Origin of the sequence: Marinoscillum sp., assembly GCF_040222955.1 — a bacterium.
Taxonomy (GTDB): domain Bacteria; phylum Bacteroidota; class Bacteroidia; order Cytophagales; family Cyclobacteriaceae; genus Marinoscillum.
In genome coordinates, this window is record NZ_JAVKCA010000014.1 from 39,599 (window position 1) to 66,181 (window position 26,583).

Annotated in this window: 16 protein-coding genes; 7 read left to right on the forward strand and 9 right to left on the reverse strand. The window is 47.4% G+C overall.

Going from position 1 to position 26,583, the window contains the following annotated elements; genetic code table 11:
- Positions 1 to 21: 21 nt before the first annotated feature.
- Positions 22 to 1,041, reverse strand: coding sequence for a DNA polymerase III subunit delta (gene holA, locus RIH33_RS13400; protein ID WP_406651462.1), 1,020 nt, complete (start codon positions 1,039 to 1,041; stop codon positions 22 to 24).
- A gap of 311 nt (positions 1,042 to 1,352) precedes the next feature.
- On the opposite strand from holA, the gene RIH33_RS13405 reads away from it, so the two are divergent.
- Genes RIH33_RS13405 through RIH33_RS13415 form a run of 3 tightly spaced genes read left to right on the forward strand, consistent with a single transcriptional unit; the run spans position 1,353 to position 4,562 of the window.
- Entirely contained in the window at positions 1,353 to 2,735 is a 1,383-nt protein-coding gene (locus RIH33_RS13405) for a circularly permuted type 2 ATP-grasp protein (protein WP_406651504.1), read from the forward strand.
- A 15-nt stretch (positions 2,736 to 2,750) separates the two neighbouring features.
- A complete protein-coding gene (locus RIH33_RS13410) occupies positions 2,751 to 3,722 on the forward strand; it encodes an alpha-E domain-containing protein (protein WP_406651463.1) in 972 nt (323 codons plus the stop codon).
- 21 nt (positions 3,723 to 3,743) lie between these two features.
- The gene (locus RIH33_RS13415; RefSeq protein WP_406651464.1) at positions 3,744 to 4,562 is read left to right on the forward strand and encodes a transglutaminase N-terminal domain-containing protein; all 819 of its coding nucleotides are present in this window, start codon (positions 3,744 to 3,746) and stop codon (positions 4,560 to 4,562) included.
- A 30-nt stretch (positions 4,563 to 4,592) separates the two neighbouring features.
- Here the strand turns inward: RIH33_RS13415 and RIH33_RS13420 are convergent, their stop codons facing one another.
- The 7 genes from RIH33_RS13420 to RIH33_RS13450 form a co-directional block, all read right to left on the reverse strand.
- The gene (locus tag RIH33_RS13420) at positions 4,593 to 7,670 is read right to left on the reverse strand and encodes a LamG-like jellyroll fold domain-containing protein (protein WP_406651465.1); all 3,078 of its coding nucleotides are present in this window, start codon (positions 7,668 to 7,670) and stop codon (positions 4,593 to 4,595) included.
- Between the two features lie 67 nt (positions 7,671 to 7,737).
- The gene (locus RIH33_RS13425) at positions 7,738 to 8,814 is read right to left on the reverse strand and encodes a LamG-like jellyroll fold domain-containing protein (RefSeq protein ID WP_406651466.1); all 1,077 of its coding nucleotides are present in this window, start codon (positions 8,812 to 8,814) and stop codon (positions 7,738 to 7,740) included.
- A gap of 37 nt (positions 8,815 to 8,851) precedes the next feature.
- On the reverse strand, positions 8,852 to 10,336 hold the full coding sequence (locus RIH33_RS13430; protein ID WP_406651467.1) for a RagB/SusD family nutrient uptake outer membrane protein: 1,485 nt from the start codon (positions 10,334 to 10,336) through the stop codon (positions 8,852 to 8,854).
- A gap of 13 nt (positions 10,337 to 10,349) precedes the next feature.
- Positions 10,350 to 13,427, reverse strand: coding sequence for a SusC/RagA family TonB-linked outer membrane protein (locus RIH33_RS13435; protein ID WP_406651468.1), 3,078 nt, complete (start codon positions 13,425 to 13,427; stop codon positions 10,350 to 10,352).
- A 26-nt stretch (positions 13,428 to 13,453) separates the two neighbouring features.
- The gene (locus RIH33_RS13440) at positions 13,454 to 15,172 is read right to left on the reverse strand and encodes a hypothetical protein (RefSeq protein WP_406651469.1); all 1,719 of its coding nucleotides are present in this window, start codon (positions 15,170 to 15,172) and stop codon (positions 13,454 to 13,456) included.
- 5 nt (positions 15,173 to 15,177) lie between these two features.
- On the reverse strand, positions 15,178 to 16,497 hold the full coding sequence (locus RIH33_RS13445; protein ID WP_406651470.1) for an MFS transporter: 1,320 nt from the start codon (positions 16,495 to 16,497) through the stop codon (positions 15,178 to 15,180).
- 1 nt (position 16,498) lies between these two features.
- Positions 16,499 to 17,545 carry a glycoside hydrolase family 130 protein gene (locus RIH33_RS13450; RefSeq protein WP_406651471.1) on the reverse strand — a complete coding sequence of 349 codons (1,047 nt, stop codon included), beginning with the start codon at positions 17,543 to 17,545 and terminating at the stop codon, positions 16,499 to 16,501.
- Between the two features lie 226 nt (positions 17,546 to 17,771).
- Between RIH33_RS13450 and RIH33_RS13455 the strand changes: the two genes are divergently transcribed.
- The 4 genes from RIH33_RS13455 to RIH33_RS13470 all read left to right on the forward strand — a co-directional run bounded on the left by RIH33_RS13455 (position 17,772) and on the right by RIH33_RS13470 (position 25,287).
- Positions 17,772 to 21,860: a two-component regulator propeller domain-containing protein gene (locus tag RIH33_RS13455; protein ID WP_406651472.1), complete on the forward strand. Its 4,089-nt coding sequence runs from the start codon at positions 17,772 to 17,774 to the stop codon at positions 21,858 to 21,860.
- A 165-nt stretch (positions 21,861 to 22,025) separates the two neighbouring features.
- Complete coding sequence (locus RIH33_RS13460; RefSeq protein WP_406651473.1) at positions 22,026 to 22,850, forward strand: GyrI-like domain-containing protein; 825 nt, start codon at positions 22,026 to 22,028, stop codon at positions 22,848 to 22,850.
- Between the two features lie 36 nt (positions 22,851 to 22,886).
- Positions 22,887 to 23,552 carry a hemerythrin domain-containing protein gene (locus tag RIH33_RS13465; protein ID WP_406651474.1) on the forward strand — a complete coding sequence of 222 codons (666 nt, stop codon included), beginning with the start codon at positions 22,887 to 22,889 and terminating at the stop codon, positions 23,550 to 23,552.
- Positions 23,553 to 23,838: 286 nt separating this feature from the next.
- Entirely contained in the window at positions 23,839 to 25,287 is a 1,449-nt protein-coding gene (locus tag RIH33_RS13470; RefSeq protein ID WP_406651475.1) for a nucleoside hydrolase-like domain-containing protein, read from the forward strand.
- 55 nt (positions 25,288 to 25,342) lie between these two features.
- On the opposite strand, the gene RIH33_RS13475 is transcribed toward RIH33_RS13470, so the two are convergent.
- Positions 25,343 to 26,395, reverse strand: coding sequence for a DUF4407 domain-containing protein (locus RIH33_RS13475; protein WP_406651476.1), 1,053 nt, complete (start codon positions 26,393 to 26,395; stop codon positions 25,343 to 25,345).
- Positions 26,396 to 26,583: the final 188 nt, after the last annotated feature.

Sequence of the window (26,583 nt, forward strand, 5' to 3'; positions counted from 1 at the left end):
GTAAACTTGCCTTTAAGTGTATCAATGCATCAATTTAAAAATGAGTTCTTTCAAAATATCGCCATCTTTCATACTGGCAGATCCGATGCCTTTTGACTGTAAATCCGCCTGATGAATTAATTCGATGTTTCTGATCACTACGTGCGCCGGATAGTTTCGTGCGGCCTGAATGTACTCATTGGCAAAGAATGGGTTAACCCCAATGGCCCGGGCAACCGCATTTTTATCAAAAGCATTTTGATGATGAATCAGAAGAAGTTTAGAGAAATAAGCATACAGGTTAGCAATCACCAGTATGAGTGGATTACTGGAAGGATTGGCCGAAAAGTAAGTAATGATCTTGAAAACCTTCACTTCATCCCTGAGAGACAGTGCTTTTTGCAGTTCGAAGGTATTGTAGTCCTTGCTGATGCCCACGTACTTCTGCACTGCCACCTCATCTATCTGCTGATCTGCCGGGATGTTCAACCTCAGCTTATCCAGCTCATTGGCGAGCCTTTGCAGGTTGTTGCCAATATTCTCTGTTAGGATCATGATTGCCTTCTCCGAAATATTAGCTCCGGATGCCTGGGCATATGACCTTACCCACCCCGGCACTTTATCATCATAGATTTTTTTGGAGTTGAGAAAGACACAATGCTTTTCGAGCGTCTTGGCGATTTTGGTCCGGCGATCAAGCGTCTTGTACTTATGACCAAAAACCAGAATGGTTGTGGCCAATGGATTCTCAAGGTATGCCGTCAGAAACTTCTGTGCCTCTTCTTTTTTCCAGTCTCTGATTTCCTGCGCTTCCTTGATGATCACCACCTGACGTTCGCCCATCATAGGGTATTTTCTGGCCACATTCAGAATGTCTGTAAAGGAGATCTCTTTACCGTAAAGGACATATTGATTAAAGCTTTTCTGAGTGTCGTCCAGCGCATTCAGCTCTATGTGCTCTATGATGTTGTCGATAAAAAAAGGCTCCTCTCCCTGCAAAAAATACAATGGTGAGTATTTACCCTTTTGTAAGTCTTTGATTATCTCAACGTATTCGGCCATAGCGGTAAAGTTAATATGACTGGACATTTAGGCTTTGGATATCTGGAATAAAAAGTAATTTCATTCTACCCGCACAACACAGGGCCTTCTGCCTGATTCCGATAGGCCCAAAAACGGGTTTTCATTTTATGGAAAACTATGATTGAAGAATCGAGTTTCGTTATGAAATATTCAAAATATTATTGATTTATATAAATATTTATTAATACTCTTTTATTTTCATTTGAATATTCGTATATTCCTAATCATTTACTTTAAAATATATCAATTTGATTTTTGATAAATACAACCCCTCTGAGCACTATGATGAGATGTTTGATGACGAGAGTTGTCGACCTGCTTATCAGCAATTCAAACAAGCATTAGAGCAATATTCCGGCAAGAAGCTACTGCAGCTTCAGGACTCCTCAGATAAAGCGCAGATGTCCATGGGCATGACCTTCAATGTCTACCATGACAACCAGGGCGTTGAGAAAATTCTGCACCTCGATTTGATTCCCAGGATCATATCCGGAGAAGAGTGGTCTATCATTGAGGAAGGGTTAAAGCAAAGGATTTCGGCCATCAATCTTTTTATTAATGACATCTATCATGATCAGAACATACTGAAAGATGGTATCGTACCTAAAGAACTGGTGCTTTCGAGCCGAGATTATCTGAAGCCCTGTATAGGACTGAATCCACCAAAAGGCATCTGGTGTCACATCACCGGGAGTGATATTGTCAGAGATAAAAGTGGCAAATTCTACGTGTTGGAGGACAACCTCAGGTGTCCCTCAGGGGTCTCCTACCTTTTGGAAAATCGGGAGATCATCAAACAGGCTTTTCCGGGATTGTTTACTGGTTTGGGTGTAAGGCCTGTATCTGACTACTCCAACATGCTCCTGAACATGCTCCAGCACCTGTCGGACAAGCCGAACCCTACAGTGGCTGTACTCACACCAGGCATCTACAACTCGGCGTACTTTGAGCACTCCTACCTTGCTCAGCAAATGGGCGTTCAGCTGGTGACTGGTCAGGACCTCATTGTGAAAAACAAGAATGTATACATGCAGACGACCAAAGGCCTGCAACAAGTAGATGTGATCTATAGAAGAATAGATGACACCTTCCTGGATCCCCTGGCCTTCAATCCTGACTCCATGCTTGGGATACCAGGGATATTTGAAGCCTATCAGGCTGGCAATGTGGCGCTGGCGAATGCGCCCGGGACTGGTGTGGCGGATGACAAAGCTGTATATGCTTATGTGCCACGGATTATTAAGTATTACCTCGATCAGGATCCCATCATAGAAAATGTGCCTACTTACCTGTGTTCAGAACCGGAAGATTTGGCTTATGTATTGGAAAACATTGAAGACCTTGTGGTGAAAGAGACCAATGCTGCCGGCGGTTATGGTATGCTCATAGGGCCAAAGGCCGATCCATCCGAGCACGCAAAATTCAGGAAGCTGGTGAAGGAGGATCCGCGAAATTACATAGCGCAGCCCACACTTTCGCTCTCCACGGTGCCTACCATTACTTCCAAAGGCATCGCTCCGAGGCACGTGGACCTGAGGCCGTATGTGCTCTATGGAGACCATATCAAGGTGCTGCCGGGTGCACTGACCAGGGTGGCTCTGGTAGAAGGTTCGCTGGTGGTGAATTCCTCACAAGGTGGCGGAAGCAAGGATACATGGGTGTTGTTTGACTAAAATTGAAAAATTCAAATGTTAAGTAGAGTTGCAGATTCTTTGTTTTGGCTGGGAAGGTATGCTGAGCGAGCCGAAAATTATTCACGTTTTATAGATGTCAATTTCAACCTGTCGATAGACCTGCCTCCAGGTATGAAGGAACAGTGGCGCCCACTCATCACTGCCACAGGTGACGAGGCTCAATACAAGAAACTTTATAGCGACTATTCAAGGGAAAATGCCATCCGATTTTTGGCTTTTGATAAAAGGAATCACAACTCGATCATTGCCTCTGTGGTAAGTGCACGAGAAAATGCCCGTCAGGTAAGAGAAAACATCTCAAAAGAAACCTGGGAGGTGCTCAACGACCTGTACCACTTTGTGGAAAAAGCTGCCAAACGCCAAATGTGGAAGAGCGAGGATGCCGACATCTTCAAACAAATCAAATACAAGCTGCAACTGATCCAGGGCATTGGGTATGATACCTCACCCCGAAATCAGGGCTGGTATTTCACGAAATTGGGTCAGTTTTTGGAAAGAGCGGATAAAACCTCCCGGATTCTGGACGTAAAATACCATGTATTGCTTCCTTCTGTGGAAGAGATCGGCTCACCATTGGATTTCCTACATTGGAATGCACTCCTGAAGTCAGTAAGTGCCCTCAATGCCTACAAACAGATGTATGGGAAAATTGATCCCGGCAATATTGTAGAATACCTGGTGCTTAATGCCTTCTTTCCCAGGTCGATTCTTTTCTGCCTGATCAATGCGGAAAATTGCCTCCATGAAATTTCAGATGCCAAAAGGGGATACACCAATTTGGCTGAAAAGGAAATTGGAAATTTGCGGGCAGATCTGGAGTTTGCCGATATCAATGATGTCTTTGAGTTTGGACTGCATGAGTACCTCGACAAGTTGCAGGGCCGGATCAATGACATCTCCACGGCTGTATATGAGCAGTATTTCAAAATCCGGCCTAACCTGATGGATCAATCTCAGTCTCAATAACCCCTTTTCAAAGCACCCGAAATGAAGCTCAAGATTAGTCATCGCACACTGTATGAATATTCCACTCCGGTTTTTGCGGAGCCACATCACTTGTATTTTTATCCTTCTCAGAGGAATTATTTTCAGTTGCGGGACTTCCACATCTCAGTAGACCCCTCACCTTCCGGGCTGGCTTTCAGGTTGGATGCCGAAAACAACCCCTACCACCAATGTTGGTTCAACTCTGACATCAGGAAACTGGAAATCACCGTGGAGATAGAAGTGGAGACTTTTGAACTGAATCCATTTGATTTCCTGGTAGAAGAAGATCCGCACAAAGATCATCAAACCGCGCTCCAGCTATATAGAACCACCGTGGAGCTAGGTGCTGAACCTCTGAAGTGGGTCAGTGAAATTCGTGAATTGTCCGGTGGCAACCTGGTCACCTTTGTCTCCTACCTGGTGAAAGAGATACACTCCGAGTGGGAGCACAATGAACGCTATGCGGAGAATGTATTGCCTCCGAATGTGTGTTTTGAGCAGCACAGTGGCTCGTGCAGGGACCTGAGCTGGATGATGATCCAGATGCTTCGCCATTTGAACATTCCCGCGCGGTTTGTGAGTGGCTACGCCTTCAATCCCGGACTCAAGGAAGGCCATGAGCTACATGCCTGGGTGGAGGCCTGGGTACCAGGAGGCGGGTGGATAGGCCTCGATCCGAGTGCCGGACTGCTGGCCATGGAGAATTACATCCCCACATGCTCCAGCTACAAACCAGAAAATACACTGCCTGTTCAAGGTACCTACAGGGGTATGAGTACCGCCAACCTCAGTTTCGAAGTGCGAATAGAGGAAGTTTGATTGAAAGTCAATTAATCACCCAAAAACCTCCTACTTGACTACTAGCTTATAACACTCCCCGGAAGCTCCATTGGGATACAACAGATAGACGCCACTCCTGACAGTGGATAAATCAATGTTAAAAGTCCCTTCAGCTGCCTTTGTCATCTTTAATTCATCCATCCTTTTGCCGGCCATGTCAGTGATCATTACACGCTTCAGAGATGAAGATTTAATATTAACAAACCCTCCCTGCTCCACGGGATTGGGGTAAATCAGGGTTCGAGGCGAGCTGACACTGAGTGGAGGTTCCTCATACCATTCCACCGAAAGCATAGCTGCCTGTGTTGGTCCTACGGGCTCCTCATAGATTCTTATTTCATCCACACGCCCTTTCAGATAGTACTGCGCATCTCCGGGAAGACGTTTGCCAATGACAATATCCACCTCTGCTGAATTAATTTCTCCGGAGTGACTGACAAAGGTGTCCAACTGGCCATTGGCAAAGATTTGCATAGCACCATCGTTGTAAACCACGGTGAAGTGATACCAGGTAGATGGCTCCAAAATCATGGAGGCATCCAGGTCTTTGATTCCTGCAGCTGTATTAACCGTCCACCTCAACCGCTTGTCTGTGGTGGTTGACACCTTCCAGCGCTGTTCCCAGCCGCCATGGGAAATGACAAATCGCTCCTGTCCAAAGTCTGTAAAATAGGCCCAGAAAGATATGGTGATCGCTTTGCTAAAGTTCAGGGCCGGGTCATTGGCGATGAGTAGCTCATCCGCCTGGCTTGATAACACCAGCACCTCCTCTGCTGCCTCTGTTTGCCCCCTCATATAAGAACCACCTTGCAGGGTTGTACTAAATCTATTGTCACTCACATCACGGGGGCTCTCATTGAGTGGTAAGTGTACCAAAGGTGCAATCCCTTCTGCATCCTCCGTTACCAAAATCTGTAGGGTCTGCCGGGTCTGTTTATCGTAATTACTTGCTGTCAGGTTAATTGAAATTATTCCGCCGTGAGATGGCGCCTGAACTTTAATCTTGCTTTCATTTTGCTCTAAAATAGTCGCATTATCTACTGACCAATCCAGGTCAAAATCGAGTCCCTTAGGGTCATGAACTTCCGTTTCTATCCAGAAATCATCATTCGGTTGATACCATCTACGATCTGCATATAGTGTATCAATCACCGGGTAAGCCGGGATTACAGCCACCACATCGAGCTGTAAACTATCCTGTACAGCTTTGTCCCCTGCATGCACCACCACCCGGATCCCGGCTGATCCAATGTCTTCCGGAATCCAAATAAAAGCAGCCGAGTCGCTCATTTGCAGTAAGTCGTCCACATACCACTCATACTGTAAGGCTTCACCGCCCTGTGCAGTACAATAGATCGTGTCAGCAACCCCTGTTTCGGCAGGATTACTGGTGGCAGCGAGCGCCCTGATTCGAAGGTTTTCCGCAAAATTGTAACCATAATGGTAATCCAGAACATGGTCATTGGCGATTAATTGCCCTTCCTCTGCGCCCACGACACTGCCAGAAGGAATGTATGAGATCAGCAGGACTTCACCCGGGCCGATTATTACTTCACTGGTGCCAGTCACATTGTTCAAAATAAAGGTCTCGCTGATGGCATTATACACATCCTTCGACTGATCCCCCAACTGTATTTCCACCAGTTTGCTCTCAGCATAGGGATTAAACACCATGTAGGTTGGGAATGGTGAGTCCACAAAAAAATCCGTGACATTCACGTCAATTGTCAGGATGCCCTCTACATTAGTTGGTGCCAACAATGCTCCGAGGTAACCAACGTGCGAAGATCCGTATAGGCCCAGGTTGGTAGACGCCCACCCGGCATCTTTGGAGTCACCGCGTGCGTAGAGCGCGGTACCCTGCCACACCTCTTTAATCGCCTCATAGGCGATGACCGCCTGCGGGTCATTGGTGGCACACCAGTCAAAATCAGACTGCTGATTTTCAGGAAGATATGCTGAATAGAAGAGTCGGCTGGCATTGGCCATGTTCAAAATCCATTTGGCAATGGCTCTGGTATAGCGCTTATCGTATTTAACCAATGGAGCCAGCGCTGCTGCTTGTTGGAATCCATTCATGATAAAAGCATAATCATTTCCCTGATCATTGGCCTCACCAATAAGCCCGGACACATCCATACCACCCCAGGAACCGACTATACTTCCCCATCCGCGCAGGTCTCCCCGATCAAAGCACCAGCTGATCATCTTTTCCAGATCGTATTGAGCTCCCAGTTCGGCATTCATCCTGGCAGCCGTGATCACACCATAAGGAAGTTGCAGCTCGTAGGAAGGGTTGACAGTGAGCCCATCCAGGAAATCCAGGGCTGCCTCAGCACCGTGCAGGTACCGCTGATCACCAGTTCTCTGATAGGCATGATAGAGTATCCAGGCAATGGCTCCGGCTGCTTCCGGCTCTTTTACCCCTTCGTTCAAGGGCTTCATTTCTTTTAGATTCCATGCCCTGTAGTTCATGAAAGGCACTTCCCATGGCGTGGTGCCCGCACCCATGGCCTCTACAGCTTCCTGCCACCGATTGGCTACAGCCAGAAAATGGTCATCGAAACCCGGTGTATCCGGGTACAAGTCATATAATTGATAAAAAAACACATTAGGCATCGTCTCATACCACCAGTCGTGTCCTGACCTGTCTGATGGACCATTGAGGTAAACCAATTCCCCATTTTTGAGGTTGTAAAAATCCCGCACTTTAGAGACCCAATCCACACCAAAATGAATGGTCTTATCTGCTCCTACCAAACTAGCTCCCACGATGGCCGGAATAACATTGATGGCCTCACGCTGCGCTCCGTGGCTGGATGAACCCACATAGCTGTCCATGAAAATAGGCCGTAACTCAGGATAATTCACACCGGCATTCCTCACTGAGAGGAATGGCATGTATTGCCCGGATGCCTGAGCAAACACCAGACTGTCATACCTGACAGCCACCTGTTTCCAGTCCCGCATCTGATAGGGCTGAGGGAAATCCGGCATGGCATCAATGCGAGGTATCCCAATTTGCTGAGCATGAATGACCGCCAGGGGGAGGAAAAAGCTCATTAAAAGGAAGGTGCAGTATTTCATCTGTTCTCTTTTTAAAATACACAAAAGGGCAGATAACTGCCCTTTTGTGTCATGCTCCAATAAAACCTTAATCTATTGGTTTTTCCAGGTCATAAATAGAACCCACCTGAGTAGAAGAAAGTACTTTGTTGTATATACGGATTTCATCCAAAGTACCTTTGAAGTATCCACCCCAATCCACATAATACGGGCTGGTATCATCTGAAGAATAAGTACCTGTAGGTAAATCCTGTCCGATGGTCAGATTAACTGGTGCGTCAGCAATGGAAATGGCTGTACCAGGGGTATTGTCCCACTTTTTCACTTCTGTACCATTGATATAGAACGTCATCTCGCCGCCACCAAAAGTAACCGCCAAATGATACCATACATCCTGATCCAGGGTTGGCGACTCATTGTCTCTGTCGTAGTAAACAGGATTCTCGTTGCCATCAACATTCGCCTTTACGGTCATAAATGCCTTGTTGGCTTCCTGCAACTGAAATTTGAACCCATTCCATCTGTTCAGCGAAATCATATAGTTATTGGCCCATATTGGATCTACCACATCACCCTTCACCCACAAAGTGATACTCATTTGCTGAGGATTCAGCGCCGTAGCATAAGGAATCTCTACATTCGCTCCATCATCAAAGTGAAGCGCTTTGCCAGCATTGCCATATCGGTCACTCACCCACTCGGGAGTACCAGCACCCCAGTTGGCATGGCCGGCAGACAGTGTTCCATCCCGCTCATTTCCGGAATAGTCTGTTGTGGAGGTTCCTGTGCCCTCATCAAATGTCCAGTGCCCTACCAGCGCATCCGGCTCAATGGCCACGACCTCTTTTCCCTCAAAAGTCACAATGGCCTGCTCCAAAGCAGTGTTAGCATTGTCTACCTGAACCTGAGTAACCGTTTCGCTGTCCGAAACCTGCTGGGCCAAATCTACGGCTGTCTGCAATTCAGCTTTAGCACCAAGCTGAAACTGTCCTTCCGCAGTACCTTCCTGTGAATTTGCCAACAAATCTGTGGCTACTGCTATGGTAGCGTTCAGTTCTGTCTTGTCCACCTCTACTTCGGGATCATCCCCGTCAGAGCAAGCTACAAAAAATGATGTAGCGGCTAATGTCAGCAGCCACATCGCATGTTTAATGTTCGTCTTCATATTCATCTTCATTTAGATTATTGTGTTTAGAATGGTTTTAATTAATTGATTGATTAATGTCTGTTTCTGAAAGTGGTATCGTGAAATATCGATTCTCTTCATAGCTGAAATCTGTATCTGAAAGTGCCGCTTCAGCCACACTCTTGCCATAGCGCATCAGGTCGTAGTATCGGTGAAACTCCAGTCCCAGCTCTACCCGGCGTTCGTGCCGAATGGCGGCTCTTACCTGGGTGCGATCTGTGGTGACCACATCAGGCAAAAGTCCCGCTGGCACACTGCCAAAGCCAGCTAATGTTTCGTCATACAGATAGCTCTCACGAGCCCTCTTTCGGACAGCATTGAGCGGCACAAGGGCCTGAGCGGGCGATGCAGATTCATTCAAAGCTTCAGCTTTCATGAGCAACACCTCGGCATAGCGCATAAATACATAGTTGAGTCCGCCATCACCTTTGGTGCCCTTAGGTACTTCCGATAACGGCTGCAGGTGTTTTTTAACGATAAATCCGGTAGATGACCAGGTAGGATCAAATGGCTCACCGTTCAGCCAGGTCTGACCGGCACGGCCGACAGAATAGTCGAGGCGTGGATCAACTACCTCAGCGGTGGTCATTTCAAACTCATCCACAAAATCCTGGGTAGGTGAATTGAAAAAGTAGCCACCTTCGGTCTGTGGAGCGAAATATTGGTTCAAAACCGAACCTAACTTCGGGGAGGCTCCTGAGAGGTGCTGTACTTCAAAAAGAGACTCCTTGTTATCCTGATTTCCCAAGGTGAAATTATCTCTATAAAGCACCTGCAGCTCATAGATTCCGAGATTTTCTATGTCCGCTATGGCTTCTAAAGCACCCTCATAATCCTCCTGAAACAGCCTGATCTTGGCCAGCAAGCCTAAGGCACCTCCTTTTGATACCCGACCCACTTCGTTCTCCGTCGGAAGCAGACTGGCTGCCATGCCCAGGTCACCATCGAGTTGAGCATATATAGCAGACACCGTGCTAAGCGGCACATGCACCTGATCTTTCGTAACCGGTGGTTTGAGTTTTAAAGGAATCTCTCCGTAAACATTGACCAGATGAAAATAAAAGTACGCTCTAAGAAACAATGCCTCGCCTTTTACTTCCTGCTTACGGTCCTCATCCATTTCTATGCCGGTCAAACTCCCGAGCAGGTAATTGGCACGGGTAATGCCTTCATAATAATGGCGCCATAGGTTTTCCAGGTAGGAATTGCTTGGCTGATAGGTAAACTCCTCAATAAACTGAATGTCGTTTTGGTCACCCGCCAGTCCTCCTTTCACTGCATCGTCCGAAGCCACATCTCCAAATACCCATAAGTTGTTATTGGTATTGGAAAAGGAAGTGATGTTGTAAATCCCGGTGAGTGCCAGCTCCGCATGATCTCCGGTTTTGTAAAATGTACTATTGGAATAAGTACCCTGCATATCTTCCTCGAGGAAATCAGCACATCCGAAAGCGACTGCTGTGAGGGTAATTGCCTGAAATATTCTTATGAATGCTCTCATAGTTGCTGCCTATTTAAAAAGATAGATTAACTCCAAAATTGAATGAGCGTGCGGTGGGGTATGTGCCCCAGTCGATCCCTCTGGCCATATCGCCCTCTCCTGTAGCATTGTCACTGGTGGTCATCTCAGGATCCAGCCCTGAATAACCCGTGATGGTCAGTAGGTTTTGTGCTGACACATATACCCTCAGGCGATTGAGTCTGAGTTTCTCGGTGATGTTCAGAGGGAAATTATAGCCCAGTTGCAGGTTCTTCAGACGTGTGTAAGAACCATCCCGCAAAAACCGTGTGGAGATGCGCACATTGTTGTTTGACCCGCTCCATGATGCACGCGGATACTCATTGGTAGTTCCCTCTCCTGTCCACCGGTTATCATAGTAGGCCTTGGTCAGGTTAAATGGTCTGTAGAATCCTTCGATATCATGAAAGGCCACATTGTAGATATCAAAGCCATAGGCTCCCTGAAAGAAGGCTGTCAGGTCCAGGTTTTTATAGCTCACAGATAGGTTCAACCCCGCCGTTACTTTTGGAATGGGGCTGCCCGCATGTACCCGGTCATTCTCGTCTATGAAGTTGTTGCCATCCTGATCTTTGTATTTGACATCTCCCGGGCGAATGTTATTGCCCTGAAACGCACTGGTTGCAATGTCAAGCTCATTCTGAAAGATTCCTTCCATCTCAAGCATGTAAAAGGATCCGATGGACTGTCCCACCTCGGTCCGGGTGGTGTAATTGCCCGATCCAATGGCTCCACCGGAAATAAACCCATCGAGTCTCTTTACTTCATTGTGCAGCAGGGCTGCATTACCTGAAATGTTATACCCAAAGTCTGCCATCGTCTTTCTGATCCCAATCATGAGCTCCAGTCCCTGATTGAGTATTTCTCCATTGTTCACCCACGCCGGGTCGGAATAGCCCACACTCGGGGGGTTGGGCTCTTTTACCAGCATATCAGTGGTCAGTTTGTAGAAATAGTCCATAGCGCCATACAAGGTTCCCTGGTTCACTTCAAAGTCTATTCCCGCATTGTACTGGCGGCTCGACTCCCACTTCACCTGGGTATTACCCAGCTGGGTAACCGAATAGCCATCAGCTGGAGCTGAAGCATAGGGATAATTATAATTTGGCTGTATCTGATCTGAATAAGCATAATTGCCAATCTCTTGATTTCCATTCTCCCCATACCCTACACGTAGTTTGAGTTGGCTCAGGAAGTCAACATCACTCAAAAATGCTTCTTTGTGTAAGTTCCACCCCCCTGACACGGCGTAGAATGTGCCCCATTTATTTTCGGATGCAAATCGTGAAGAACCATCCCGGCGAAACGAGCCACTCAGCTGGTAGCGGCCATCAAAATCGTAGTCTGCCTTGCCAAAAAACGAGAGCAGTGTATAAGCGTATCTGCCTTCGCTGACGGCCGCTGTACCTTGTCCATTGCCCAGGTAAGTGAGGTTTGGATCCTGATCCGGGAAATCCCGTCCTGTCTGGTTTGAGAAATACCCCTGTGACTTAATGGCTTCCGTACCCAGCAGCACACTGAAACTGTGGAGTCCAAGGGATTTCCTGAGCTGCAACACGTTGTTGTTGGTCCAGGTAACCGCATTGGTATTCGCTACCAAAAGCCTGTTTGGATTGTTAATCCTATCATTAGATCCCCAGTTTCTGTCAAACCTCCTGCGCAGCCCATTTTCAGAATCAAAGCCAAAATTGGTGGTTAATGTCAGGTCCTTGCTCAGGTCAAACACCCCGAAAACCTTTCCAAAGTAGCGATCGGTGGTCTTCTTATTATCTGCATAGTTGGCCAGTCCCACAGGGTTGTACCCATCGCCAAAGAAGCTGGGGTATTCCGGCAAATCCATATAATTGCCCTCTTCGTCATAAATGGGAATGGCTGGCGTCCTGAAATAGGCATATCGCACGATGCTCCCACCGTTGCCACCTGCACCATCTCCGGAACTACCAATGCTGCTGGTGTGTGACCGGGCAATATTAAGGTTAACGCCTGTGTTGAACCATGGCTTTACTTTGGTGTTGAGGTTAATGCGACCGGTCAATCGATCGTAATCACTTCCGATGATGATCCCCTCCTGATCAAAGTAAGTGACCGACAGTAAATACTGACTCTTTTCACTACCACCGCTGGCGGTGATGCCATAATTCTGAATTACCGCTTCCCTGAAAATGGCCTCCATTTGATCTATGTCCGGTTGAGAGGCAGCATAATCCAGCGGGATGAGGTCCCTCTTGAACAGATCATCTGAAACAAAGGCATTGTCATTGGTGGCCGCCTCATTATACATTTCTACATATTGATCCCGGTTCGTCATTTCCGTAAGCTTCCCATGCATCTGCACTCCCACCTGAGAGTTGATGGTAATGGACGACCTATCACTGCTCCCTTTTTTAGTCGTGATCAGCACCACACCATTATTGGCCCGGGACCCATAAATCGCAGCGGCTGAAGCATCCTTGAGAATGGTAATTTCTTCAATATCCTGTGGAGAAAGGATGCTCAGCACTTCCCGGGTAGGCACCCCGTCTACAATATAGAGCGGATCATTGCTACTGTTGAGTGAACCTATTCCACGTATCCTCACGGACACCCCTTCACCCGGAGCGCCGGTTACCTGAGAGATGCTCACACCCGGAGCACGCCCCTGCAGCGCCTGATCGATACCCGCCACAGGTAAACTATTCAGGTCTTTCCCTTTCACGGTACTGAGGGCACCGGTCACCTCTCCTCTTGTCTGGGTACTATAGCCCACTACAATCACCTCTTCCAGTTGTTTGTTATCCAATGTTAGTTGCACATTGATCTCTGATAGACCTGTCATCGGTCGCTTCTCTGTGTGGTACCCTATAAATGAAACCATCAGATTTGATTGCGCTAAAGAGTCAGGTACATTCACCACATACCTGCCGTCAATATCCGTGATGGTGCCAATGGTAGTGTTCTCCACAAAAACACTGGCGCCAATGACCTCCATACCCTGTTCATCGGTCACCTTTCCGGATATCCGCTGTTGGGCAGATACCTGAAATACGCCGAAGGTCAGGCACATTAAAAAGAGTTGTTTGTATAGCTTCATCATATTTCAATTAATCGGTTATATCAAAATCACTGATAGGCCACTATTTTTCCGTTGCACCTATAAACTCCATCCTGTTCTGCCACTTCTGCACCCTGTGGGAGTACCACTATGAGCGCAGCCTCATCTGCAGGTATGGTAAACCTGCCGTACCCGGAAATACCCGCTGCTACTTTGGTATGTGTAAGGGCATCATACAAATCCACAGGTTCGTCACTATTCCACTCAAAATTGATTTCCTGAGCTTGTTGATAGGGATTGTAATAGAGATAAGTCGGATAGGCCTCTGCCCTGTAAAAGTCTGTAGCCAGGCAGTTTAGTCTAAGTACCTGATCCACATTGGTTTCGTTGATGATGGCTCCGTAGATTCCCGCATATGCGGAGCTATAAAGGCTAAACATCGATTCCTCCGGCTGACCGGGTAACCAGTTTGGACCATCTCCCAAAGCCACCGGTTCCACTCCTTTTAGCTCTTCTTTGCCATAAGCATCCACCTTTCTCAGTCCCTCATAGGCAATCACATTTTTGGTCAGTCCTTTCTTTTTTGGTAACCACTGATGTCTGTCATCAATTTCGTATGGGTAAAATAACCTGGCCGAATTGGAAGCATTGAGCATCCATTTACCGACGGTTCTGGCGTACTGTGGTTGATACCTCACCATGGGTACCAAAGGCCACGCCATGCTGTGGGTATTCATCAGAAATGCATAGCCGCCGCCATCGATAATGCTCCCTTGCAAACCATGAACGTCATAAGGCCCCCACTTATCAGCAATGACTCCCCAGCCCGTGCGTCCTTTTTCGGCTTTGCACCCGTCAAAGGACCAGTTAAGGAGCTGTAACACGTCATAATCCGTACCGTACTCCGCATTGAGGCGAGCAGCTACATAGGCTCCAAAAGGCAGCAATACCTCGTAAAACCGACTCTCTGATTGACCAGCCAATGCTGTAATCGCAGATTTGGCACCCTCTAGGTATTTCTCATCACCAAACTGTTGATAGGCACTCAGCAGTACGTAGGCATGACCTGCCGCGGCATCCTCCTGGGGTGGAATGTGGTTATTAACGCCACGCATGTCCGCATAATCAAAATAAGAATATTCATAGTTTCCGTTGAGGACTGAATCTGCTTTAAAGAATTGCTCGGCGATGGAGCGCTGAATCTCTTCGGCACCTTCCACTCCCGGAAAAAGGCTACTCACAGCATAGTAGAGCACATTGGGATACACATCGTACCACCAGTCCCGTCCATACCCTCCACCGAGCATTGCCACATCAGGATTGGTGTTGTTCATCATGATATTCCAACCCGTATCACTATTGAAGTAATTTTGCGACATTTTCACAAAATTGAAACCGTTCTGATTGGTCTTATCGATACCAGAAAGCCCGGCGCTCATCAGTGCACCCAGAGAAGTCAATGATTCATGAAAATCCGGGTGAGCCTGATAACCCTGACGCACATCGCCAATCACAGTGTACAGACCGAAAGTTGTTTGATTGATATTTCTATTAGAGGAGTCCAGCCAAATTAACGGCATGAACTCCCCACGCTGGTTGCTATCAAATACGTACTGATCAAAATTGATGGCTTTCTCCCTCCATTTCAACTGTTTGTAAGGCCTAGGCTGGCTTGGCATGTCTTTCACCTTGCTGATAGCCACCTGGCCAACTTTTTTCACCTCCGGACGGCATGCGCCTAAAGTCACCACCAAAAGAATTAATACTGTTATTTTGTAAATATTCATGTTCATTATTTTACTGCTACTGCCAATGGGATTTCTTCTGGTACTTCGGTCTTCACTTCTGATTGCTCGTATAAATCCGCCTGCCTGGTGATGTGTTTGGCCAGTGGGATGGACAGCAACTGTAATAGAGCCACTACAATCAATGAATACTTCAGCGCGAATGTCTCAGACACATATGTGGCCAGGACGATGAATAAGCCCAGTCCAAAAAAGCGCCCGAGGTATAGCCCAAACTCATGGTTGAATATGTAAGCAAATTCATTTCGCTTTTCGCGTGCCGATACCACATCGATCACCCGCATTTGGATGGGGAAGTAAGCAATGTCATGCAGGGGCTGAAAAAGCACTTTGCAAAGCACGAAAACCATTACACCGACTGAAGAAAACATCAGACCATTCACCAGTGTACCAAAAGCAAATATGACGAGCCCGGCAGAGAGGATGGCAATCCTGTGTTTGGGTTGGGTCATCCTCCCGATGAGATAAAGCATGATGGCCGTGAAGGCACCACTCACTCCCTGAATCAGACCGAGCGAACCTTCATCGCCCACTAACCTCATGATGAGGATGGCCGGTGCTGTCACCAGATAGCCCTGCACCATTCCTTTGAGACCCGCCAGTCCCATAAGTTTATTCCAGAGTTTATCAAACCTGAAATATAAAAACCGCTTTTGCTCAGGGTTCTTAAACCGATCCCTGTGGACGACCACACTGGCCAGAATGGTCAGTATGACCACCACTACGGTGACCATCTGATAACTGACTGACATACTGCCGCCAAACCACCCATTGCGATTGGCGGCTCCCAGAAACCAACCCACCAACAACGGCACTATGATCGCTGTGAGCGTATAAAAAAACGTCTCCAGTCCGTAGTAATAATTTCTGTTTTGATCTTTGGTGGTGCCCAAAGCCAGGTAATCTCTATTGGCCCAGAAAAAGCCAAATGAGGCTCCCATTAAAAAACCAGCGGCACCCACACCTGTGAACGAAAGGGTCTCCAGTCCCATCATGAGAAACATGGAGATACCACTCAGCAGCATACCGAAACTGTAAAGGTTGCTGATGCGAAACCATCTGAGCAAATAGCCATTCACCAAAAAAGTAAATGGGATGCCCGTATAAACTGTGAGCTGATAGAGGGCTACAATTTTCGGATCATCCGAACTGCGCATGATGTACGCACCCACAAAAATCTCTATCACCGGCAACACAAACGCATAGATCATGTTGGTGGAGAGTAATACCCGCATCGCTTTTGGCTGCTCCTTGAAGAATGCAAACTCCCGTACCGGCTTTTCTAATATCTTTAATAACCCTTTCATACTACCTTCCCAATGATTTTAATACTTCTTTAATTGACAATGTCGCGCCACAAATCACTTCATCACTGGCACCATAGTAGATCGTCACCGTATCACCCTCCACCAGATGGCCATTGGTGAATACCACATTTCCGAAAAAGCCCGTTTGCTCATACCCCGCCAATGGCTCCATAATGGGCTCTTCGCTCCTGGCCAACACCCGGTCAGGGTTCTGGAGGTCCAGCAACAGAGCACCCAGACAATAGCGATGGTCCTCGTTGGCTCCATGATAAATTTCCAGCCAGCCTGCTTCCGTTTTAATAGGCGCCGCACCAGCTCCTACCCGGGCACTGTCCCAGTATCCGGCACGTGTTGTGGCTATACACTGATGATGTCCCCAGTGCTCGAGATCCGGCGACTGGGCTATCCAGATGTAATTGCCACCTATGCTAGGGCTACTTGGTCTGTGTAAAGCATAATATTTGTCTCCGATGCGCTCTTCGAACAATGCACAATCTTTATTATGAGCGGGGAAAATCATTCCTTTTCTGTCAAAGTGCTTCCAGTCAGTAGTCGTAATGAGGCCCACCCCCACTCCTGTAGGTGATACTTTGGTATAAGTGAGATAGTAGGTATCTCCGATCTGGGACACCCGGCAATCTTCTATACCGAAAGTTTCCTGCTCACCTAACGGGAAAATGGGACCATATTCAGGGTCCTCAGAGAATTGGATGCCATCACTACTGGATAGAAGTCTCAGGTGTGAAAGTGTGGATAGGTAATGGGCCCCATCATACTCAAATACGCGTTTGTCACTATCGTCAAACTTAGGGTCGTTATTACTAAAGGTCATCAGCTCCAATTGACCAGCCTGGTTATAGATAGGCAAGGTGGTAGTACCCTCCTGTTGCTCTGGTCGCTCCGCCACACGCACAAGAAGCCACACCTTACCCTGAAACCGGAATACCCCGGGGTTCAGCAAACACTCTATCCCTACAGATGGAGTGCTGGGTTTCACCATTTTAGGTGTCAGGATGGGATTCTCAGTGAACCTGTTTGTTATATCCATAATTTTTTAAATGAATTATTGCCAATGATCCAGTAATGAGGTCTTCTGGATCATATTCTTTGCCAATTTGACAATAAGGAATTTGGGATGTGTCCTCTATGGTTCATATTGTGTTTACTATGGTGCAAGTGCACTCCAAAGCGGTTTTTTCTTACTATTTTGGACACAAAATATACTGGGGAGGACAGAAGGTATGCGAAAGACGAAACATCTAACCCTTGGCTTGATGCTGGTCCTGACTATTGGCTTTGAAATCAATGGTCAAACTGAATGGCCACTGCAACATGTAGATAAGAAATCGGGGCTTTCCAATAGCGCCATCAACGCCATCTACATGGATCACCTGGACTATGTATGGTTTGGTACGTGGGATGGGCTCAATCGCTATGACGGAGACGAAATCATCAGCTACAAACCCATTGCAGAAGATGAACATTCCCTTAGCAACAACGTGGTTCGACAAATCCTGGAAGACAAATTTGGCAACCTGTGGATCGTCACCCATGATGGCATCAATAGGTATAACCATCAACTGGATCACTTTCACCGCTACTTCAATGATCTGAAGGACCTTCCTTTTCTTGAAAATAACCTGAAAGCCACCTTATCCGAAGACTCCACCCTATATATAAGTCTTGTGGGCTGGGGTGTGGCCCAATACAACCAGCAGGCCGACCGCTTCGAACAAATAGCCATTGACGAGCAAATAGGACAAAACATTCACAGTGTGGGTGCTTTTCAAAATACCCTGTACTTATCAAACGGTGAAGGCAAACTGTACGCTCACTCTTATGGAAAGGCAATGGTACGTCATGACCTGGAGTGGTCACCCAAGGTTTGGTTCCACCAGTTTGTGAGCCTCAACCAGCGCTACTTCTACCTCTATCAGCCCTCCTCAGATCAACTCATCATCAAAGAATTGTATCAGGGTCGGATCGCGAATTCATTTGAGATCAATACCCAATCTGCTCAGATAACAGGTGTAGGCAGCAGCAGCGATGGCAACCAGCTGCTGCTCGGTACGGATGATGGTCAGCTGCTGGAAGTCAGCCTGGCCGATGATCAGATCACTCACCGCTCGCTCAGTGGAATGATCCCCAGCCTCAGTAAGCGAAAGTTGAAAATCTTCTCCCTTCACACCTCACAGCAAGGCATCCTATGGCTGGGTACTGACGGTGATGGGGTTTATAAATACCTCACCAAAGAGCGCTCATTTTATCCCATTAGCGAAGGTAGCCCGACCGATGGGAAGCTTTCCAATAGCATTGTGCGATCGATCTACATCGACCCAAACAATCAGCTCTACGCAGGCACAAGAAGTGGCGGACTCAACATCATTTCACCCGACCGTAGCGAAACCAGGGTGTTGAATAAAGGCAATGGGCTCAACGGGAATACCGTGCTGTCCATCACACCAGACAAGCATGGTAATATCTGGCTGGGGCTGGACAGTGAGGGTGTGGATATGATCGAGCAGCGCACAGGCCGGATCCTCCATTTTCCGCGAGACTTTGCCAATCAGCCGGAAGACCTCTATTTCGGGTCGGTATACAAGGTCTTCTTCGATGCCTATGGCCATTTGTGGCTGGGTACCAGTGGGTATGGGATTATTTATATGGACATTGAGAAAACCAATACCGGAACATACCAGCTCAACGAATCTTACAGGATCTCTCCTGATCAAAAGAATGCTCCCGGCGAAATCTCTATCCGAAGTAACATCGTCTATACCATCACCTCAGAAGAACCCAACATCCTGTGGTTTGGCACGCGAAACGGAGGTCTTTATCGATACAATACCCTCACCCGAAAGTTTACCCACAACCTGCAGGCAGATGAAACCAGCCGATATGCGCTGAGTAACAACGACATCCTGAGTCTGTACATCGACCAACAAAACAAGCTCTGGGTAGGTACCAGCGGTGGACTCAATCAGGTAAACCTGAGCAATTTTACGGTGGATCAATACACCCAAAGTGACGGCCTGGCCAACAACACCATTCACGGCATCTTACAGGACCAGTCCGGCAGACTCTGGCTGTCCAGCAACAATGGCCTTTTTGCCTTTTCGCCCAATACCAATACGTTCAAGAACTTCAACTGGACCGATGGCCTGCTGAACTACGAATACACCGATGGGGCCTATTTTCAGCTTAAAGGAAACCATCAGCTCTATTTCGGAGGTACCAAGGGCATCGACATTGTGGATCCAAACAAGACGGATACAAGTACGGCTTTCCCGCGCCTGGCCATCACAGACTTGCTGGTATCCAATGTGCGAATTGCCCCTGGAGACAGTACAGGCATTTTACAGGCTCATATTGATCTGCAGGAAGAAATTCATCTCAATTATGACCAGAATTTTCTGAGTCTCAGGTTCACTACCCTGGATTACTGGCATAAGCAGCGATGCAGCTACCGATATTTTCTGGAAGGTTTTGACAATGACTGGAACATCATAGGCAAGCAATCCATGATCAACCTGACCAACATCCCTCCGGGTGAATACCAACTTCGTTTGAACAACTCCAATGAAAACGGCGATTGGAATCCACATGAGCGTACGGTACGCATCACCATTGATCCGCCTTTTTGGGCTACTAATACGGCTTACACCATTTATGTGATCATGGCCCTCCTGTCTCAAGTTGGACTGATACAGCTATCAAGAAATCGAGCTAAGCGCAAAAAGGCCCTGGAAATAGAACGCCTGAAAAAAGAACAGGCTGATACCATCCAAAAATACAAACTGGAATTTTTCACAGACATAGCCCATGAGTTTCGGACTCCGCTCACACTGATTCTGGGACCGGCAGTCTCCCTACTGGAGAAGACCAAAGAGAAACCTGCGCTCCACACGCCCATCCAAACCATCTACCGCAACTCCCTGCGGCTGCAAAAGCTCATTCAGGAACTCATCCAGTTCAGAAAAGTGGAGATGGGCAAAGAACAGCTGAACATTCGCGCTATCAATATCATCGCTTTTACCGAAGAACTTTTACAGTCATTCAGGCAGTACGCCCTGGAGAAAGAGATCATCCTGACTTATGAAGCCCCTGAAGAACTCTACGCACAGGTAGACTCTGACATTTTGGAGAAAATCCTGATCAACCTGATCAGCAATGCCCTCAAATACACGGACCGTGGAGGCAAAGTTGCCATCAAACTATGGGCCGAGCAGGAGAAAATCTACTTCAGTGTCAAGGACAATGGCATGGGAATTCAGGAGCATGAGCTTGCCCGGGTTTTTGAGCGGTTTACCAGCTTGCATCATGAGAAAGAGGAAGGAAGCACCAACAGTGTGGGCATAGGTCTGTCCCTCACCAAAAAACTGGTCAACCTTCACCACGGCGACATTTCTGTCCAAAGCCAGCCCGGAGAAGGAACCGACTTTACCTTTTGGCTTCCTGCGAGCCTACCTACACAAGAGCAAGTGGCTGATGACACCGTGGACCATGCCATGCTTACCCGGCTCCATGAACACGTACAGGCGGAATTTTATCATAAAGACAGCCTCGATCAGGAATTGATCAACATCAGCCTGGAGCGCCATGAGCATAACCTCCTGATCGTGGATGATAACATACAGATTCTGAACCTGCTGAAAGACATGCTCTCACATCAATACAACGTAACCTCCTGCACCAGGGCAAAAGAAGCGCTCACCATCCTTGCCAGCAGGAAGATTGACCTGGTGATCAGTGATGTAATCATGCCAGAGATGAGTGGCTACGAACTCTGTGAAGCCATCAAAACCAAAATTGAAATCAGCCACGTTCCGGTCATCCTGCTCACAGCCAAGGGACAAATGGAGGAACGCATAGAGGGACTGCAAGCCGGTGCGGACGCCTACATTCCCAAACCCTTTCATCCCGATCACCTCAAAGTGAGAATAGAAAAGCTCATCAGTATACGAGAAGTACTCAAAAAGAAGTTTGATGCCTACACCCCTCATGAAAAAGAGTTTGCCTCCTTTGGGATAGGTGCCAAAGACGATGAGTTTTTCCAGCTCATGGATCAGTTTATCAAAGATCAGATGAATGACCCTCAGCTGGATGCGCAACACCTGGCCAATCACCTGGGCATGAGCAAAACTTCCCTCTATAAGAAAGTAAGGGCCCTGACCGGGCAAACGCCACACGCCCTGATCAACCAGTACCGGCTCAAGAAAGCAGCCTTTTTGCTGACCAACTCAGAGTACAACGTATCCGAAATCATCTATATGACGGGCTTCAATAGCCGGTCTTATTTCTATAAATCGTTTCAGGAAATGTTTCATTGCTCTCCTTCCACCTATGGCAATGATCAAAACTAGTTGAGTACGGTACCACTCGCTCAAATGTGATACTCCACTCCTATTCGGGGTGGTTCACCCTGCTTGTCTATGAATAAACTCCGTGACTTGAAATAACTAACCGCAAGATTGGACAACTGAATAATCAACCGCTATTTTACTTTTGCTAAAAAAACAGTCAAAAGGTTGATAAAGGAAGTGCTAACATACATCAATCACCACCTGGATGGAGACATTTCACTTGAGAAGCTTTCAGCCATTTCGGGTTATTCTCCATTTCATCTGCATCGCAAGTTTAAACTTGAAGTGGGTGAACCGGTCGGCCATTTCATCATTCAGCAACGCATCGAAACAGCTGCTTTCCTGCTGGCGCTGACTTCACTGCCCATCTCCAGGGTGCAATCCCTGGTGGGTTACCAAACAGCCAGTTCATTCTATAAGGCTTTCAGAAAAGTGATGAAGCTGTCTCCAAGTGAGTTTCGGGCCAACAATCGATACACTTCAGCTCTGACCCAAATCAACAGCAGCGAATACCTGTCGCTGAACTATGAGATCCAATCACTGCCGCCCCGAAATGCCATCGTATTCCCCAGCGTCGGCAATTACTTCAAAAAGGAGATTTATGCTGTCTGGGATGACGTAAAAGCTTATCTGGACATCCATAAATTAAACGAAAGCCAGTTTAATTACATCGCCATTTTACACACCTGTCAAAACATTACACCGGACCTGCCTGGCAGATATGATGCTGTGATAGTGCCTAAGCACAATCAGTCATTAGCCTCCAATAAATTCTTTCAAACTCAGGTTCCCGGTGGCGATTTTATCAGGTACCGATTTTGTGCAAGTGCCGACCAGTTTCAGAGATTATCACTGGTCATTGGCAGCCATATGAAAAGCCAGGGAATCCGGCATGGAAGTGGAATCTCCTATCTGGAATTCAGCTCCCTGCCCGATTCAAAAGATCCCAACAACCTCCTTACCGATTGGTATCTGCCCATTCAAAAGTGAAAAGTTAAAAACTCAATAGATTAAGACAGACTAATAATGAAACAGCAAGTTGATTTATTCACCCCCATTCACAAGGCCATCCGAGCGATGCTTTACCAGCTGGGTGCAGAGTTGCAGTCCGCCGACCTGACGGATCAAGGAGAATGCAAAACGATGCTCGATAAGCTGGAGAATTGCCTGGAGCTCCTGGAAGAGCATGCACGACATGAAGATGAGATCATCTTTCCGGGAATAGACCAGGCATGTCCGGGCATCACCCACGAATCTCATGAAGAACACATGGCCTACACCCATAAAGTAGATGCCATCCGTGAGGTTATTACAGCCATCAGAAATGCACAGAAAGGACAATCAAATACTCGCTTAACTGCTCAACTGAGGTTTATTTTCGCAGACTTCATTGCATTTTACCTGCTTCACATGAACCATGAGGAAGAGGCCTTAATCAAAGCATCCATTGACCACCTCACTCCTGAGGAGCTGATGGATATACGTCTGAAAGTTCAAATGGATACCTCTCCGGAACGTTACACCGAATGGCTCCACTGGATGCTTCCGGCCATGGACTTGTCAGAGTTAGCACCTTTGTTTAATCAGGTGAAACAAAACGCACCGGACAGTGTATTTCGAAAATTTCAGTTTGTCGGTGTATCAACCATACCAGAAGACCGCTGGTCCAGGCTGAACGAACTGGTTGACTAAATCACAACCAGCCAGAATACGGGACCGCCTCAAAAGCATTTGGGACGGTCCTTTTTGTTTTCAAATGACTCTAGGTGAGTTATTTTTTGGACCTGATAGATCACGCCAGAACCCAACCAAAAGACCTAACCCATGGCAATCCGCGCATATCCCTAAGCACATAAAATACCTCTGCTATGCAATCGATTGTTTTTCATATCGCTTTTAGTTTATTTCGTCTATTGAAGAGTTCATACACCAGTGAAGCTCCAATACATGCTGATCCCAATTTTAAACCCATTCCAACATGAAAATTTCTTGTTTGAAAGCTGTTTTCTCTCTTATCCTACTTTTGTCACTCCTTGGTTCGCAAACGGGATATGCCCAATCTATTCAAAAGAACAGGGTAATTATACTCACCGACATAGAGGCCGACCCAGATGACACACAATCCCTGGTGCGCCTATTTTTATACTCGAATCAAATAGAGATCCAGGGGATTATTGCGACGACTTCTTGCTGGCACACCTCAGAAGTAAATCCGGAATCCATTCATAAAATCATTGATGCTTATGGTGAAGTACGACCGAACCTTCTGAAACATGAAGCCGGCTTTCCTGACACTCAAACACTATCGAGGATGGTCAAAGAAGGTTTGCCCAAGTATGGCATGGAAGGTGTGGGTGATGGAATGGACTCTGAAGGATCAGACTGGATCATAAAAATACTGGAGCAGGAAGATGATCGCCCGCTGTGGATCTCTACCTGGGGAGGTGCCAATACCCTCGCTCAGGCATTATACAAAATCCGAAATACCAAACCGGCTGCTGAAGTCAAAAGGTATGTTTCCAAACTCCGGGTCTACACCATCTCCGACCAGGATGACAGTGGTATCTGGATCAGAAATAATTTTCCTGATTTGTTCTACATCGTGAGTCCAGGTGATGACTATGGCAGTGCTACCTGGACAGGAATCAATGGTTATGTGCAGGGCGTGGACAACACCACTATCAGCAACAGTTGGATCGCTCAAAACATCCAGCAAAACCACGGCCCTCTGGGGGCAGCATACCCTGATGTGGCCTGGGGTGTAGAAGGTGATACTCCGGCATTTCTCTCCTTGATCCCCAACGGACTCAACGAACCCGAACATCCCGAGTGGGGTGGCTGGGGTGGTCGCTATGAGCTGTATAAGCCTGATTTTTCCAAAACAAAGGAAGGAGGCTCCATTGTCACCATCACACCCGAGACCAGAGCCATCTGGACCAATGCCATCGACCGCTATACCCCCTACCTACCCAACGAATATGGCCGCTCAGTGAAGCCCGACAGTGTTACTTTTTCCAACGACAAGGTCACGCTATGGCGGTGGCGCGATGATTTTCAAAATGACTTTGCTGCCCGAATGGACTGGTGCTTCATGTCGTATGAGGAAGCCAATCACCCCCCTGTTCCCGTATTGAGTCATTCGGAACAAATCACGGTAAAATCCGGTGCCGGCTTTACGTTGGATGCCTTTGACTCCACAGATCCCGACGGGGATAGTTTCAGTTTTCAATGGTATCACTATCCCGAGGCTGGTACTTATAAAAAGCCCATCAAGGTGAACGGTGCTGAGAATGTGCACATGGCTTATTTCACAGCGCCGAAAGTAGATCAGCAGGAAACTGCCAATTTCATCCTGAAGGTGACGGATAGAGGCGAGCCTCCGTTATCCAGGTATAAAAGAGTCATTGTGACCATCCTCCCTGAATAGCGTCAAGGATAAGTTTTCATCCCTTATTTCTTATCGGAATTGCCCAAGCAAGTGCCTATGACCTATCCAATCCCAACTGCAACCGGCTGTTCACGTATTCAGTTTCTTCTCTGGTGAGTTTAGAAGAGCGATTCTTGATGGTGGCATTCACCTTGGCCAGGTCTTCATAGTGGAAGGCCTCAAAGCCATATTCTTCCGTTTTGAGCACATAATCATAGGGCCCGCGCTGGGAGATCAGTTTTACGAAAATAGGCGCTGTTTCCACCACCAGAAATAGCAGCATCACAAACCAATTGGCCACATTGATGGCGGAACTTTTGGCCGTCAGGCGATCCAGTGCCTCTATGCGGGAAGCCAGCCCGGTCAATTGTCCTGCTTCCGTGGCGGCGAGTTCTGCCTGCTCCCGGGCATTCAGCTCGGTGAGGGCCTGCTCTTTTTCCGAAATCTGCGGGGTGTTGGTGGCGATGAGTGCCTGCAGTTCGGCATCCACCCGGTCGGCATCCGCCTTTTTGATCTGGTAAATCGGCCCGGCATTTCGCTGCTGCGTACCTCCCGTGCCATCTGCCTCTTCCCGGGCAATTTGCCGGAGTTCGTTTCTACTTGCCGTTTTGGCCACCACTTCATCTTTCAGCGATTGAATCTCCGCATTTAGTCGTGCGCGAGTGGCCGTGAAGCGCTCTTTTACCGTCAGTTCTTTCAGGGCCAGGTCCTCCTGCATCATGGAAGTGATCTCGCTGTTGACTTCCTTTTCAAAAATCTTGAGTTCCAGAGGTTTGGCGATCACGATGGAGATGACCAGCGCCAGCACCAGCCTGGGGAGTACCTGTAGCCATTCCTGTTGCGGCTGGCCATTCTTGCGCATGCTGGAGACAATAAACCGGTCCAGGTTAAAGATCATCAGTCCCCACAGGATCCCAAAGCCCGCAGCCAGCCAATAGCTATCAAAGACAGTGAACAGTGCATAACCTCCGGCCAGCGCCGCAAAAATGCCCGTGAAAAATATGGTGGCCCCTATTCCGACATATTTACTCGACTCAGATGGACAATTGGATAAGATCGCTCTATTTGCTCCGGCGCATAACCAGAAAAACACTTTTAACCTGTTCATGAACCATTGAACGACGAGTTTTTAACAATGTTATTGTGCTATGCGGGTTTTTGATAACTGGCTCACTCCCCTTACCTCTCTCCAGGCATAGGCTGATTCACACCACTGCGATAAATAATGCTTGACTCGTAATGGTTATTCTGTTATTTTGACAACAATAACATTAAGGTATGTGGAATACGCATATA

Coding starts and splice junctions, on each gene's coding strand:
- holA (WP_406651462.1), bottom strand. CDS start 1,041: ATGGCCGAATACGTTGAGATAATCAAAGACTTACAAAAGGGTAAATAC.
- RIH33_RS13405 (WP_406651504.1), top strand. CDS start 1,353: ATGTTTGATGACGAGAGTTGTCGACCTGCTTATCAGCAATTCAAACAA.
- RIH33_RS13410 (WP_406651463.1), top strand. CDS start 2,751: ATGTTAAGTAGAGTTGCAGATTCTTTGTTTTGGCTGGGAAGGTATGCT.
- RIH33_RS13415 (WP_406651464.1), top strand. CDS start 3,744: ATGAAGCTCAAGATTAGTCATCGCACACTGTATGAATATTCCACTCCG.
- RIH33_RS13420 (WP_406651465.1), bottom strand. CDS start 7,670: ATGAAATACTGCACCTTCCTTTTAATGAGCTTTTTCCTCCCCCTGGCG.
- RIH33_RS13425 (WP_406651466.1), bottom strand. CDS start 8,814: ATGAAGACGAACATTAAACATGCGATGTGGCTGCTGACATTAGCCGCT.
- RIH33_RS13430 (WP_406651467.1), bottom strand. CDS start 10,336: ATGAGAGCATTCATAAGAATATTTCAGGCAATTACCCTCACAGCAGTC.
- RIH33_RS13435 (WP_406651468.1), bottom strand. CDS start 13,427: ATGATGAAGCTATACAAACAACTCTTTTTAATGTGCCTGACCTTCGGC.
- RIH33_RS13440 (WP_406651469.1), bottom strand. CDS start 15,172: ATGAATATTTACAAAATAACAGTATTAATTCTTTTGGTGGTGACTTTA.
- RIH33_RS13445 (WP_406651470.1), bottom strand. CDS start 16,497: ATGAAAGGGTTATTAAAGATATTAGAAAAGCCGGTACGGGAGTTTGCA.
- RIH33_RS13450 (WP_406651471.1), bottom strand. CDS start 17,545: ATGGATATAACAAACAGGTTCACTGAGAATCCCATCCTGACACCTAAA.
- RIH33_RS13455 (WP_406651472.1), top strand. CDS start 17,772: ATGCTGGTCCTGACTATTGGCTTTGAAATCAATGGTCAAACTGAATGG.
- RIH33_RS13465 (WP_406651474.1), top strand. CDS start 22,887: ATGAAACAGCAAGTTGATTTATTCACCCCCATTCACAAGGCCATCCGA.
- RIH33_RS13470 (WP_406651475.1), top strand. CDS start 23,839: ATGAAAATTTCTTGTTTGAAAGCTGTTTTCTCTCTTATCCTACTTTTG.
- RIH33_RS13475 (WP_406651476.1), bottom strand. CDS start 26,395: ATGAACAGGTTAAAAGTGTTTTTCTGGTTATGCGCCGGAGCAAATAGA.